Genomic DNA, 15,334 nt, shown 5'->3' on the forward strand with positions numbered 1-15,334 from the left:
AAATGAAAGAAACTTGCGCATTATATGACAATGAAACCAAATTACTGGAAAGTCATATCTATCCTAAATTTGTAATTAACTACACAAAAAAAACAGGTTCAAAATATTTGAGAAAGTTTGTAGAACCTAATGCTAGAAAACAAGACGGAATAAAATTACATCTATTAGGAGAAAGAGCTGAACAAGAATTTTCATTAAGAGAAAAATGGTTTGCTGAAAACATTTTTGTTCCATATTTAGGTGGAAAATTTAATCTTGAATATAACGAAAATCTCTATTATTTTGCTGTTTCATTTTTATGGAGGGTTTTAGTTTTAGAATTAAAAACCGACAAAAATTTAAAAGATAAATGGTATTACGACATTATTCTTCAGGCAGAAAAAGAATGGAAAGAATATTTGAAATCAGGTAATACTCCAATAACCCATAATCAATTTTGTTTGCTTTTTACAGATAGAGTAAAAAGCAATAATTCAGGACTAAAAGGTGTGGACTTTTATTTAACTAGAATATTAGATGCTACGATTGTAGATAATGAACCACAGACTTGTCTTTTACTTTATGGAAAATTTAATCGATTTGTGTTTTGGGCAGTTTTGAAAAACTTTGGAGGCGAAGATGATTTAAATGATGTTGAAATTAATCCAAAAGGAGGCAAATTTATTATTCCTCAAAGGCTAGAATACTTTCCAATCTTATCATTCTTAGGTAATAGAATTAGAACTGTTGATGAGATGTCTATGCCCAACGAAGAGCAGCAAAAGAAAATTGAACAGGAAATTCTAAAAGACCCAGTAGCATTTTGGAAATCAGATATTGGACAATCTTTATTTAATGACAATTTCAATTTATAGGTAACTATTAAATAATTTAATATTAGATGGCTAAAGAAACTCCCATAATAAATATATTAACTTATCATCTGCCATTTGAGTTGACAAATCAAATATATAATGAATTTCAAAGTCGATTTAAGGAAGCTAATTTCTTAATTGAGAATTATAAAACTTATAGTTCTTTAAAAGTAGATAATAAGACCGTAGAACTTTTACTCGCTCTTTCTATTTTTCACAAAAGAGTAATTGCAAATCTTGATGGAGCAGTTAAATTTTATGGAACAGTTACAAAGAGTAGTGATGCTGAAATTATAAAAATTGGGAGCTATGATTTAACGAATGAAGAAAAGAATAAGATTCTGGCTGTCGTAATGAGTTATAACAAACTATTAGAAGAATATTCAATTCCACCAATTGTGATGGAGTATTACGAAACTCGTGAGTTTTTGAGAAAATTAATTGATTTAAAATCTGTACAAAATAATGTCAAAAAAAGAAAAAAAGGAAACGATAACGAAGACGAAATCCCCTTTTAAGGACAAAGCACTATTAGAAAAAGAAATAGCTGATTTTGCTAATAAATTTAAGGTTACAGTTGTAAATCAATCGAAACGTATAAGCGATTATTTTGAGATGAGTTGTTTCAATTATATTGTTCGATTTTACCAACTTCACGGTTATGATGTTAAAGTTCAGAATCTCCAAAGTAAGCAATACAGATATAAGTGTTCAACATCAGGAATACAATCAAATTTTTCACATTTTCTAGCAACAATCAAGTTTGAGAAAAAAGAGTATAATTTTGAAATTCAACATAATCTTGCTGTTCAATCTTCACACGATAAAGAATTATTTACCACACCAGATATAAGTATTATAAAGGCGGGAAAAGTTAAAACTTCTACAACTTATTATGATTCAAATAAGAGATTTTCATTTGTTAATAATACTGATGTTATGAGTTTTTGTGAAGTAAAACAATTTAATCCTTTTCCTGAATTACTTTTTAATTTTATGGGAGTGGTAAATGAATTAGAAAAGGATATTATGATAAATAATGCAATAAATCACAAACCAAAGCATATTGCTCCTTCCTTAATGATTTCAGGTAAACCAAATAAGCAAACTACCCGAATTAAGTTATCATTAGAAAAACGTTATTGTATAAATATAATTTATGATTTATTCTATACTGGAACATATACATTCTCAAAAACGAACTTAAGTAATTTAAGAACAAAAGGAAAATTACCATAGCAGAACAGTTTAGAGTCAGTTTATTGAATTAACCATTAACAAAAATATTATGCCATTTGCAATTTCAAAGAAATATAAAAATATTGACTGGATAAACTTAAATCTAACTGACGATGTAAATAAAGACTGGTCAATTGGAATTTCAATAATTGAAGATAGATTTAAAAGTCGATTTTTTAATCATATAAATTTAATAAAGAATGACGAATTCAGTGGATTTCTAACATTGTCAATCGATTGTTTGTTAATTGAGACATTGATGCAATTCTATTTAGGAATTGAAAATACAGAGATAAATTATAGAGGAGAGCAATGGAAATCGTTTAAAGATTTTTTAATTAATAGCAAACATTTTAATACTGACTTTTCAACCCTTAAAAAGTGTAAAATTTTCTACCAGCACTTTCGTTGCGGACTTTTACACCAAGCACAAACAAAACATAAATCTCGAATTAAAATTAATCAAACAAATTTTGTTGTATTAGCGAATCCAACTAATATTGATGAAGGACTAATAATAGATAGGAAGCAATTTCATAATAAACTAATTTTAGAATTTGAAGATTATATTCAAAGATTAAGAGATAATAAAGATAATTTTCAAGGGCAAAATTTGAGAATTAAGGCTATAGATAAAATGAATTTGATTTGTGCTTAGGAAGTTCCTAAAAACCAATCCAATTAACTCGCTAATTTTTATTTAGTATAATTTTTCCTACCTTGTCACATTAATGTAAGAACAACATCAAATAATAATAGAAAATGTATTTAGCTTCAATTTATATAGAAAACTATAAAGGCATTAAAAAACTTAATGTAAGTTTTCAAAAAGACATCAATGTAATTATAGGGGAAAATGGAAGCTGTAAAACGGCATTAATTGATGCAATACGATTGCTTTATAATTTAGGCAACCAACAAAGAGAATTATACGTTACAACGGATGATTTCCATATAGGAGAATCAGTTATTACCATTTCATACGAATTCAGAGATTTGACAACAGACCAAAAAGGGGCATTCTATGAATATGTTGTTTTAGGAGAAACTGAAGAAGAAGATTATGCTCGAATTACAATTTCCTACAAGAGAGAAAACCAAAAAGTGATATTCAGTTATTTTACAGGTGAAGTTGAAGGACAAAAAGCTGACAGTATAACATTTCAATTTTTCATACATTATTATTTAGGAGCATTGCGTGATAGTACGAGAGATTTAATGACTAATCGTAGTAGTATTTTAGGTAATTTGATTAACAGACAAGTAGAAAATAATAATAGCCAAGAGAGTTATGAAACATTGATAAAGACAGCAAATGATAATTTATTAAAGCTAAAAGAGGTTACTGATTCAAGGCAATCAATCAATACTAACCTTACCAAGATTTATAAACAATCAGTTGAAAATCAAATTGGGTTACGAATTGAAGAAGCTAAAGCTGAACATATTGTAAATATTATTAAGCCATATCTACCACATGATACAGCCACTTTATCAGGAAATGGATTTAGTCTAAAGCAAAACAGTTTAGGGTTTAATAATCTCATATACATAGCAACAGTTTTAGGTGATATAAATCAACAATTACAAGATGATAAAACTTCTCATTATACTTTATTGATTGAAGAACCTGAAGCACACCTACATCCTCAATTACAATTGAATTTATATTATTTTTTAAAGCAAACAAATAATGAGGGGAACTCGCAACTTTTTATTACAACGCATTCGCCAACTCTTACATCTAAAGTACCTCTTGATAATTTGATTCATCTATCTAAAGATTCTGAAGCTATAAATCTGAATAAATGTTTTGAAGATAGAGAACAGGTTAAAATTGAAGATGAAGACGAAGATAGCTATACTGATGATGCATTATATAGAAAGGAGCAATTGGAGAGATATATTGATGTTACAAAATCACAATTATTCTTTTCCAAAGGTGTTTTGTTTGTTGAGGGTATATCGGAGGAACTTTTAATACCCGTATTTGCACAAATTCTCGATCAGAGTTTGGAAGATTATAAAATCGAGTTACTTAATGCTGATGGCACATCTTTTTATCCTTTTATATATTTATTCAATTCGACAGATAGTTTTAAAACCTTGCCAATTCCATTGGCTATTTTAACTGATGATGATAGGTTTACGGCATCGAAAAATACTGAATATAGTTTTATAAATATTAAAGACAATTTAACAAAGGCTCAAGAACTTTCTGAAAATATAAAATCGGCAGTTCAAACAACAAGAATTAAGAATATTTCTGAAGTAATAAAAAATGTCCCGGATAAAATAAGTTTAAATTTTTCATACAAAACATTTGAATTTGCCATAGTTCAAGCAAATATTTTAAAATCAAAAAAACAAATAACCGAAAATGTACTTTGGGAATATATATCACAAGATAAATCCATTGTAAAGAAGTTTAAAAAAATTAAAGAACATTTAGAATCTTTTTCAGGAAGTGATATAAGTGAAACTGAGTTGAACCAATTACAGATTCTTATTTGGAAAGCTTTGCCAAGTAAAGCAGAGTTTGCACAAAATTTTTCTGTTTACTTATTAACGAATATTGAAAAAGCAAAAACAAATTTTATTGTTCCTGAATACATCCAAAAAGCTATTACTCATTTAATCAATTATAAAACGAAATGAGTATAACGTTATCTGAAGAACAAGTTGTATATGTACAATCCTTTGGGAAAGTAATTCTTAATGCTTGTCCTGGAAGTGGAAAAACAACCACTGTTGCTCACAAAATCCATTCTTTAATTCAAAATTGGGATATTCAATTTTCGAAAAATAGTGGGATTATATGTCTTTCATTTACTAATGTTGCCAAAAATGAAATTGCTGAAAAATTTAGAGAAATAAATGGATTTTCTTTACCTTATCCTCATTTAATTTCAACAATAGATAGTTTTGTAAATACGTTTATTACTTTGCCATTTGCTCACAAGTTAAAAAATATTGAAAAGCGTTATAGAATAATTGATGATACAAGTTATTTAGATAATATTTTTCAATCTAATTGGCAATTGATGAAAACATACAAAAACTACTTATTTGCATTTGCACCTAGTAGGATAGATTATACAATAAACAATGGTTACTCATGGGATGGTCATGACAAAAGCGATGATCCTGAATTTGTAAAATATGCAACTGCAATCAAAACAATGCAAATAGGAATGGGATTGCTTAAAACAAGTGATTCTGCTTTTTTTGCCTATCATATTTTAAAAAAATACCCACGGGTAGCAAAATATCTTGCATCAAAATTTCCATACTTAATAATTGATGAGGCACAAGATACCTCTGAAATTCAACATTCAATTTTGGAAATGCTATACAAAGAAGGATTAAAGAATATTGATTTAGTTGGAGACCCTTATCAGTGTTTATACCAGTGGAGGGATGCAAGTCCTGAATTGTTTCTTCAAAAATTTGATGATAGTGCAAACTGGAAAGGAATTTATCTTACAGAAAATAGACGCTCAACAAAAAAAATAATTGACATTTTTAGTGTTTTAAGACGCCCTACTGATAAAGCGATAATACCAGTAATTAACTCCGAAAGCGATTTACCATTACACATCATAAAATATGACAGTACTAATTATGCTGATGCAATTGGTAAGTATGAAGAGCTTTGTCAAAATAATAAGCTTGAATCTAACAATGTTCTTGTTAGAGGGAATTCATTAAAAAACTCATTACTAGGTAAACAGAAAAGTTTTTCACCTTGGAATACCTCTTTGCCATATCTATTAATTGAGTCCAGAATACACCTGCAATCAAATGAAATTAAAGAAGCAGTTAGAAAAGTAAGACGAATACTAATTGAACTTTTATGCCCAAATATTTCATTCTCTGATTTGAAAGAAAAAGAGCAAGAATTAAAAAATGATAAAAATACAAATTCCATAATATTTAATCTAATAAGGGGGTTACCACTATTTGATTTATCTATCAAAGAATGGACAATACAAACACAGCAATATTTAAAAACAGAATTAGAGTTAGATAGTGAACCTGATTTTAAAATAAGGAAAAGAAATACTCCTACTTTCGACAAAGTAACTTTGGACAATTCAGTAAGTACTCATTTTAAAAAAGCAACTACTGATAATAATTTTCCAGTTACTACTATTCATCAAGTAAAAGGTATGACTTTTGACTCTGTTTTTCTAATACTTAGTAGTGATAGTAAAGGACAGAATATCTCTCTGAATGACTTTGTTTTAAAAGAAGCAATGCCGACTGAAAAACAGCGTTTGATTTATGTTGCCATTTCAAGACCACGAAGTTTACTTTGTATAGGAGTTCCTAATACTTTATCTGATGAGAAAATTAAGCAAAATTTTGTGTGTGAAATAATAATTATGTAATTAAAAATCTAAGTTTTATTTTGAAGAAATAAACGAGGGCAAAATTTACCCACATTAAAATAACGAGGGCGTTTTTCTCAATAATTTACTCTTGATTGTTTTTTTACCATTTTTTTTGGATTAATAACACATTGTGTCTTTAACATTGAGATATTTCAGCTTTATAATAGAGCTTTACAAAACAATATTGCATGAATTTTCAATAAAAATATATGCAATTAAATATTATTTGCTAACTTTGTACTCATGAATAAGTTACAAGAACTAAAAAAGCATTTAAAACGAGGAAAAGTATACCGTAGGGCTGATTTGTCTAAGTGGTCAAAATCTGTTGATCGTCATTTAGATGAGTTGGTACAGGAAGGCACTTTACAAAAACTGTCACAAGGCTTATACTATTATCCCGAAGTAACTGTCTTTGGAGAGACACCTCCCGAAGAAGAAGTGTTGGTGCGTTCTTTTCTCAAAGACAAACGTTTTCTAGTAACTTCTTTAAATGCATATAATACATTGGGCGTAGGAACTACTCAACTATACAATGGTAAAACAGTTTATAATCATAAACGCCATGGTGATTTTAATCTTGGAGGTATAACTTTTTCATTCAGGGTAAAACCTCATTTTCCTAGCAAAGTAACACCTGAGTTTTTATTGGTGGATTTGTTAAATAACCTTGAACAATTGGCTGAAGACCCAAAAGAAGTCGTGTCAAAAGTGCGTTCCAAAGCAAAAACAATGGATGCACGTAAGCTAAAAAAATCACTTCAGGAATATGGTAGCATAAAAGCAAAAAAACTATTGGAACCTGTTATAATGGCGCAATATGTCTGACTATTTGCACAACCATAAAAACTTCCGTGACCTTTTGCGTATTGTGGGAGCAGAATTAAATATTGAACCTGGTCTTGTCGAAAAAGACTATTGGATTATGCATGTACTCTATGGGCTAAAACAACAAGGATTTCAATTTGAACTCAAAGGTGGAACGTCTCTTTCTAAAGGGTATGGAATTATACATCGTTTTTCCGAAGACATCGATATCCACATCAAACCACCAGCTGAAATGGAAATCAATGAAAATCCAAACAATAATAAGCCTCGGAATATCCAAAAGAGAAAAGACTTTTATGATGGTTTGGCAAACGATATAAAAATAAGCGGAATCATAGCAGTAAAAAGAGATGAGGTATTTGATGACCAAAGACAATATCGTAGTGGTGGTATAAGATTACATTATGACAGTAAGACTGATGCCGTTGATGGAGTTAAGGAAGGTATATTATTGGAGATTGGATTTGACACAGTAACGCCGAACAATCCACTAACCATTTCTTCTTGGGCGTATGAAAAAGCTGTTCAACAAGGTGTAGATATAATTGATAATCGGGCTGTAGATATTGTTTGTTATCACATTGGTTACACTTTTGTTGAAAAATTACAGACTATTGCAACCAAATTTAGACAGGAACAGGAAGACAAAGTAGAAAGGCAAAATTTGATGCGTCAGTACTATGATGTCTATAGTCTGTTGAAAGATGATACTGTTAAGGCATTCATTGGTACTGAAGAATATCAAATACACAAAGCAAATCGTTTTCCACCCAAAGACTATGAAATATCCATTGCTGACAATGAAGCTTTTTTACTTAGTAACCAAGAACTTAGGGAGCGCTTTATAAAACGCTATAAAAAAACGGCAAAATTGTATTATAAAGGCCAACCTGACTTTAATGAGCTACTTGCTGAAATTAATAAATGGGTTGAAAAACTATAAGTAAAATGAAGGATGTAAAAAGTCATGTTCAATTATTAAACATGTAATTTTTAATCTTATTTTGCTATCAATTTTTAATTCATTATATTTGTTCTGTAAGATTTCAAAATTTGCGTCTCAGAAATGAGGGGCAAAAGCGAGACCCTAAAATAGGAAAAAAATATATAATCCTTATATATCAAGGCATACAAAGAGCGATACAAATCCCTCTTTCTCCGCAAAGAAAAACCGAAACGAAAGTTTCGGTTTTTTTATTTCCGGCAGTGTCAAAAGCTTGCTTTTGTAAACGGATAGAAATAAAAAAGAAACGAAACTATATGAACAGCCTTGAAAAAGTCTTTGAGGCGTGTGAAAATGATCCGAATTGTAATAAGCAGTTTCCGAATTTAGAAAATGTTTATTATGAAACTATTGATAAACTATCCAAAAATCCGATAACGGTTGAGGTAGACAAGAAAATTATTCCAAATGGTTCGTTTACGTATAATGCGGAAGATTTTAAAATAGCGATTCAGCAGGCGCTTTATAACAGAAAGCTGATTCAGGTATTGCCTTTATTGATTACGGAATTTAATAAAGGGAATAAGAACACGCTGAGTTCATTTGTGAAAGCCTTCTCAGGAGCATTAGGGTTGGATTACGGCTTGTATTATTGTATGAGTTGTAACGAAGCTGTTCCGTTTAATTCAGAAGCAAAATTCAATGAAAATGCATTAAAATACAGTAGGTTAAAAGGAGGGTTGTCCTTTTTTAAATCTGACTTCAAAGTGTGTGACAAATGGAATTTAAATAGCAATCAGAATAAAATTAAGGATGGTTTATCAAATCTGTCAAAATTGAATATTCCGGTATTAGTGTTCTCTGGAGAATTTGACCCTATAACACCTGCGGCTAATGGACTTGTTGTCTCCAAAATATTTAAAAACAGTTACTATTTAAATGCTCCTGTTTCCGGTCATGTTCCAAGTTTTACAAAAGCTGGAATGGATATTATTGCCGAATTTATATCTAATCCCAACCAAAAACCGGATTTTAAAGAAATAGTATCGAAGAATAAAGTAAACTTTATCACTGATGCCAAAACAAATGGAGGCATATCGAATTTTGCAAATAGCCTGAGTGAATTTAGTCCATTATTTTTTTCATCATTATCTATTGCACTTCTGATTTTGTTAATTACTCTTTTATTACAGTTATGCGCTTTTTAAATACAAGAGCAATCCTGTTCAGGGCAAATTTTTCACTTTATTAATTTTAATAACTTCTTTATTAGGACTATTTGCTGTCGTAGGACTTGTTCTGGCTGTAAATAGTGTTGCCCAGAATAATTTTTACATACTTGCCTTTGGCTTGCCAAATCATTTAAATTATTTGTTTATTGTTCAGTGGTTGTTTATTGTTTTCACTCTTATATCAATGATTTATTTTGTTCTTAAAACAAGACAAATCCCAAACAAAAGTAGTTATGCAGCAATTCTATTTTCTTTTATTCTGATAGTGGTTTATTTTCAATATTGGGGTTTTCTATTTTAAAGATTTCCCGTGTTTTCCAGATTTATAAACGGTTCATAGATTTTCTGTGAACCGTTTTACATATAAAGATGTTGAGAATCCAGAATTGGAGCGCTATTTAAATTTTACAGATAGAAATTCTCTAACAGTTTAATACCCAAACGTCAATCCGGCTCCCCAATCCATATCACTGTCATAGTGGGAGGAAAGTGACCAGTATTTGGTTAAGATGTATTTCGCGCCAACGGTCCATTCTTTATCAGTATTCCATTTGGCTCTTAATCTCAGGCGTTCGGTTAGCGGAATGTCTTCTCTTGCGATTTCAAAACGAACTTTTCCTTCGTGATCAATACGGGCATCTGCTACAATAAACCAAGGTAAGGTGTATTGTAAACCGGCAATGGCAGCAGTTCGTTTGTTTTTGGTGTTGGTTTGATTGAAAAGATTTGTTTCGGTTTCATCACCCGGACGGTAACGGAAATCAGCGCCCACATAAGGATACCAAAATTGATTAGTTCCCAAAAAACGACCAAACTGCAACGAACTTTCATAACCGTATTCTTTTCGGAATCCTGCATGCCATTCGCCCTGTAACATCCATCTCGTGTTGCTGTATCGGATTTCCCCGTCACTGCTGTTGCTTTCTAAACCGATTTCTGCACCTAAGAAAAATCGGCGGTCATCGGCATATACTTTTTTCAAAGCTTTTTTCGGATCACCCAATTCCGGATTAACAGGAGAATTTTCATAGCTGAAGATTTTCCCCATACCAGACATCATGTGATATAAAATGTGACAGTGAAAATACCAGTCGCCATAATTTTCAGAAGCATTGAACTCGATGACATTGGTTTCCATCGGCATGATGTCCATTACGTTTTTCAGCGGAGAATACTCGCCATATTGATTTACGATTCGGAAGAAATGCCCGTGAAGGTGCATCGGATGGCGCATCATGGAATTGTTTTTCAGGATGATACGGATATTTTCGCCTTTTTTGATCAGGATTTTATCGGTTTCAGAAATCGTTTTGTTGTCCATTGTCCAAACGTAACGGTTCATGTTTCCGGTTAATTCGAAAGTCAGTTCACGGAACGGTTTATCAGGTAATGTTGTTTTGGTTACCGCTTCAAGCATGTTGTAATTCAGCGTAACTTTTTCTCCTTCAGGCTGATGGTTCATTTCATGATGCTGATGTTCTTTTTCTGGAGCTTTTTCAGGTTTACTTCCGGTTACTTCCGGATACATCACGGTATTCATATCCATTTGTTGCAGGCTCATGTTCATGCCCATATCGTTCATTTTCCCACCCACGGTCATCATGTCGTTCATCATCTTCATGCCTTCAAAATAGTTGAGGCGTTCCATGGGCTGCATCGGTTTTTTATCGCCGTTTCCGAGCCATAAAGATGTGGAACCTGTGCGGTCTTCAGAAGTGGCTAAAAACTCATAGCTGCCGTTTTCGGGAACCATAACCACAATGTCATACGATTCGGAAACACCAACAATTATTTTATCAGCTTCAACGGGTTTTACGTCGCTTCCGTCACTGGCCACCACGCTCATTTTTCCGCCGGAGAATTGTAACCAGAAATATGTCGAGGCACTTCCGTTAATCACACGCAAACGGATTTTTTCACCAGGTTTTACATCGTTCAATGTTTCAGAAGGTTTACCGTTGATGAGGAATTTCTCGTAATACACATCGCTTACGTCCATTGCCATCATGCGTTTCCATTCGTTTTCTAATTTAGTTCCGAATTGCTTTTCTTTAATAGCCTGATAATAGTTTTGGGTTGCCCCTTTTTTAATCGCATACCAATCCGTGGCCTGATGTAACGAACGTTCAATCTGATCTGGGTCTTCGTCACTCCAATCACTTAACAAAACAACTTTTTCCTTGATTTTGGAAGGTTCTTTTTTATGAATGATGAATGCGCCGTACATCCCAACCTGTTCCTGCAACATCGTGTGGGAATGGTACCAATAGGTTCCGTTTTGCACAATCGGAAAACGATAAACAGCTTCACTGTGTGGTTTGATAGGAGCCGTTGTCAGGTAGGGAACACCATCCATTTCATTTGGAAGAATCAGCCCGTGCCAATGCAGAGATGTTTCATGGTGCATGTGGTTGTACACGTGGATTTCGGCTATATCGCCTTCGGTAAATTCCAGTGTAGGAGCAGGGATTTGGCCATTGATAGCTATTCCCGGTTTTGTCTTTCCGGTAAAATTTACAATAGTGTCTTTGATGTGTAAATCGTAGCGTTTCACATGCTGTGCATCAGCAGCAAATGATAAGCTCAGGAGTAACAGTATCAGGAATAGCTTTTTCATGGTCGGGTGTTTAGTTAATGGTTTTCTTTACGCTGCCACAGGTTAGCATGGCTTTTCCGTAATGAGGGTTTTTAACGGTATTGGCATCGTCGAGCCAGTTTGTCTTTTTCATCGGGCAATACACAACGTAAAGTGCATCGGTATCAAAGACTTTCTGTTCTGCCAAAGCAATCATCGATTTGGAGATTTTCTCAAACCCGGTCCGGATTTCGTCCAATGAATTAGCTTTGTTGTAGGCTTCCAGATAGGCTGCTAAAAACTTTGCTTCTTTCTCATAGTTTTTGCCCTTTGCTTCGGATTGCAACTTTAGAACGTCTTTGTGCATTTTGTCCATTGCATTTTTGGCATCACCTGGATTAGAAGCAACTAAAGCATCTTCCATGGAAAGATAATTTTTAAGTACTTCGTTCCATTCTTTACTTTGTGCCTGAGCGGTCATTAAGCCTAAGCAGCTTAGTACAATTGCAAATAATGTTTTCATGTTATTTAGTTTTGAGTTAATGATTCGATTTTGAAACCGGCGCTTTTCACTTGTTCCACCAGCGATTTTTCATCCAGATTTTCGAGGGTAACGGTCAAGATTTTATCTTTATGATTGGTATTTACTTCCCATTGATGCTCACCTAAAAGCGGATTTAAAACAGGTGTTACTTTTGCTAAACAGCCGGAGCAGTTAATATTGGTTTTGAATTGTTTCGTTTTCATTTTTAACAAATTAATGATTATTACTGATACAAAGTTCGGTTGGTAATCGGTTATTTATGTTATACTATTTTATCGGTCCTTTGTAAGATTTACAGTTTTGAAGTTCGGTATTTCAGCCATAAGCTATTGCTCACCACACTTACGGAACTTAAAGCCATCGCAGCACCTGCTATCATCGGGTTTAACAGAAATCCGTTAATCGGGTAAAGTAGACCTGCTGCAATTGGAATCCCTATTAAGTTATAGATGAACGCCCAGAACAGGTTTTGTTTGATGGTTTTTACGGTTTGTTTCGACAGCGAAATGGCCTGCGAAACTTTCAGTAAATCCGACGAAATAATGGTCATGTGTGCTACATCCATCGCTATATCCGAACCTTTTCCCATGGCGATACTTACATCAGCTTGGGCTAAAGCGGCACTGTCGTTAATACCATCGCCAACCATTGCCACAGTTTTTCCTTCAGTTTGTAAAACTTTTACGTAAGTGAGTTTGTCTTCCGGTAAAACAGCTGCTTTGTATTCCGTTAGGCCGACGGTTTTGGCTACAGCAGCTGCGGTGGATTCGTTGTCACCGGTTAGCATTATTACTTCAATAGCAAGTGCTTTCAGTTGTTTAATGGCTTCGATGGAGGTTTCCTTGATTTTATCGGCAATGGCTAAAACGGCAAGTATTTTTTGTTCATCTGAAAAGTAGATTAAAGTGTGTCCCAATTCCGCTTGACGGGCAATGAACTCAGAAAAGAAAACCTCGATTTCAATGTTGTTTTCTTCAAGTAGGCGTTTGTTTCCGACGAAATAGGTTTGATTGTCAACTTTTGCTTTTACTCCGAATCCTGTAATGCTTTCAAATTCAGTTACTTCTTTAGTGTGCATTCCGGAATACTGTTTTGTAACGGCTTCCGCCAACGGATGCTCCGATTTTTCTTCGATTGAAAGTAAAATGCTGTGCAAATGATGGTTTTCTGCTTTCCATAAAGTTGCTACAACTGAAGGTTTTCCTTCGGTAAGTGTTCCGGTTTTATCGAAAATTACAGCGTCTATTTTTTTGGCTAATTCCAAACTTTCGGCGTCTTTAATGAGGATTCCTTTTTCGGCACCTTTACCGACGCCAACCATAATTGCTGTTGGAGTTGCTAATCCCAAAGCACACGGACAAGCGATTACCAATACGGTTACCATTGCTAAAAGCCCTTGAGTGAAACCATTTTCGCCTCCAAAAGCAATCCAGGCCATTAACGCCAGTATGGAAATTACAATAACAATCGGCACAAAGATTCCGGCAATTTTATCGACCAGTTTTTGAACCGGTGCTTTACTACCTTGCGCATTTTGAACCATTGTGATAATTTGCGACAATAAAGTATCGCTTCCTATTTTTTCGGCCTTGTACTGAAAACTTCCTTTTTGGTTAAGGGTTCCGGCAAATACCTTGTCATTCTGGTTTTTAGCCATCGGAATCGGTTCTCCGGAAATCATGCTTTCGTCTACAAAAGAAGTTCCGCTTGTTACACTTCCGTCTACGGCGATTTTTTCACCGGGTTTTGCCAGTAGTAAATCTCCAATTAAAACGTCACTGATTTTGATTTCTTCCTGTTGATTGTTTTCCGTTAAACGGGTTACGGTTTTGGGTTGTAATCCGATAAGTTTTTTGATGGCGGACGCAGTATTGCCTTTGGCACGTTCTTCCAAAACTTTTCCAAGCAGAATAAAGGTGATCACAACGGTAGCAGCTTCAAAATATACGTGGGCATGCAGTCCGCGGTTGTGCCAGAATTCTGGATTGATCGTATTAAATACGCTGAACAGATAAGCAATTCCCGTACTAAGCGCGACCAAAGTGTCCATGTTGGCGGTGCGGTGTTTGGTTTGTTTCCAGGCATTGATAAAGAAGTTTCTTCCAAACCAAAACAAGACCGGAGTAGCGAATATCCACATAATCCAATTCGCATATGGCATATTCATAAAAAACATACCGATTACAAAAACAGGTAAGGTGAAAAGGGCAGAAGCAATCGTTTTTCTTTTTAGTGCCGAAAAATGTTGTGATTGACGTTCGGTTAATTCTTCCTCTTGATTTTCAGAGTTTTCAATAATTAAATCGTAGCCAATGCTCTGAATCGCTTTTTTGAAGTTTTCAAGTTTCGCAATTCCGGGAATATATTCTACAGTTGCGGTCGAATTGGCATAATTTACGGCTGATGAAACGACTCCGTCTTCAAAGGATAAAATGCTTTCCACGCTTATGGCACAGGAAGCACAGGTCATTCCGGTTATTGGAAATGTTTTTTTGATGGTTGTTACATCGTATCCTAAATCGCGGATATTTTGGGTAAGTTCGGTCAGTTTGAATTGCTTCGCATCGACTTCTATTTTCGCCTGATGGTTGTTTAGTTCTACTTTATGACTGAGAATCCCTTTGGTTTTATCTAAAGTATCATCAACAATCAAAGCACAATGTTCGCTGTGAACGCCTTCCAGTGGAATGGCTATTGTTTTGTTATTTGTTTCCATGACTAT

13 protein-coding genes are annotated in these 15,334 nt (G+C 33.6%); 9 read left to right on the forward strand and 4 right to left on the reverse strand.

Annotated elements, in window-relative coordinates; all coding sequences use genetic code 11:
- Positions 1-2 precede the first annotated feature (2 nt).
- From ACWPKD_RS01580 to ACWPKD_RS01620, 9 genes are all read left to right on the forward strand, one after another.
- On the forward strand, positions 3-854 hold the full coding sequence (locus tag ACWPKD_RS01580; RefSeq protein WP_455410922.1) for a hypothetical protein: 852 nt from the start codon (positions 3-5) through the stop codon (positions 852-854).
- Between the two features lie 26 nt (positions 855-880).
- Positions 881-1,372 (forward strand): hypothetical protein, encoded by a 492-nt coding sequence (locus ACWPKD_RS01585; protein WP_455410923.1) that lies wholly within the window; start codon positions 881-883, stop codon positions 1,370-1,372.
- Positions 1,320-2,093 (forward strand): hypothetical protein, encoded by a 774-nt coding sequence (locus ACWPKD_RS01590; protein WP_455410924.1) that lies wholly within the window; start codon positions 1,320-1,322, stop codon positions 2,091-2,093. Before ACWPKD_RS01585 ends, ACWPKD_RS01590 begins: the two co-directional genes overlap by 53 nt.
- Before the next feature lie 49 nt (positions 2,094-2,142).
- Positions 2,143-2,751, forward strand: coding sequence for a hypothetical protein (locus ACWPKD_RS01595; RefSeq protein ID WP_455410925.1), 609 nt, complete (start codon positions 2,143-2,145; stop codon positions 2,749-2,751).
- A 104-nt stretch (positions 2,752-2,855) separates the two neighbouring features.
- Entirely contained in the window at positions 2,856-4,751 is a 1,896-nt protein-coding gene (locus ACWPKD_RS01600; RefSeq protein WP_455410926.1) for an ATP-dependent nuclease, read from the forward strand.
- On the forward strand, positions 4,748-6,487 hold the full coding sequence (locus ACWPKD_RS01605; protein ID WP_455410927.1) for a UvrD-helicase domain-containing protein: 1,740 nt from the start codon (positions 4,748-4,750) through the stop codon (positions 6,485-6,487). Before ACWPKD_RS01600 ends, ACWPKD_RS01605 begins: the two co-directional genes overlap by 4 nt.
- A gap of 246 nt (positions 6,488-6,733) precedes the next feature.
- Positions 6,734-7,318 carry a DUF6088 family protein gene (locus ACWPKD_RS01610; protein WP_455410928.1) on the forward strand — a complete coding sequence of 195 codons (585 nt, stop codon included), beginning with the start codon at positions 6,734-6,736 and terminating at the stop codon, positions 7,316-7,318.
- A complete protein-coding gene (locus tag ACWPKD_RS01615) occupies positions 7,311-8,261 on the forward strand; it encodes a nucleotidyl transferase AbiEii/AbiGii toxin family protein (protein ID WP_455410929.1) in 951 nt (316 codons plus the stop codon). Before ACWPKD_RS01610 ends, ACWPKD_RS01615 begins: the two co-directional genes overlap by 8 nt.
- A gap of 110 nt (positions 8,262-8,371) precedes the next feature.
- Positions 8,372-9,469, forward strand: coding sequence for an alpha/beta fold hydrolase (locus tag ACWPKD_RS01620; RefSeq protein WP_455410930.1), 1,098 nt, complete (start codon positions 8,372-8,374; stop codon positions 9,467-9,469).
- A 454-nt stretch (positions 9,470-9,923) separates the two neighbouring features.
- Here ACWPKD_RS01620 and ACWPKD_RS01625 read toward each other — a convergent pair whose 3' ends face one another.
- From ACWPKD_RS01625 to ACWPKD_RS01640, 4 genes are all read right to left on the reverse strand, one after another.
- On the reverse strand, positions 9,924-12,110 hold the full coding sequence (locus ACWPKD_RS01625; RefSeq protein WP_455410931.1) for a multicopper oxidase domain-containing protein: 2,187 nt from the start codon (positions 12,108-12,110) through the stop codon (positions 9,924-9,926).
- Between the two features lie 10 nt (positions 12,111-12,120).
- Positions 12,121-12,591, reverse strand: coding sequence for a DUF3347 domain-containing protein (locus ACWPKD_RS01630; protein ID WP_455410932.1), 471 nt, complete (start codon positions 12,589-12,591; stop codon positions 12,121-12,123).
- A gap of 5 nt (positions 12,592-12,596) precedes the next feature.
- Positions 12,597-12,815: a heavy-metal-associated domain-containing protein gene (locus tag ACWPKD_RS01635; RefSeq protein ID WP_455410933.1), complete on the reverse strand. Its 219-nt coding sequence runs from the start codon at positions 12,813-12,815 to the stop codon at positions 12,597-12,599.
- An 89-nt stretch (positions 12,816-12,904) separates the two neighbouring features.
- Entirely contained in the window at positions 12,905-15,328 is a 2,424-nt protein-coding gene (locus ACWPKD_RS01640; protein WP_455410934.1) for a heavy metal translocating P-type ATPase, read from the reverse strand.
- Positions 15,329-15,334: the final 6 nt, after the last annotated feature.

Source organism: Flavobacterium pedocola, assembly GCF_053764385.1.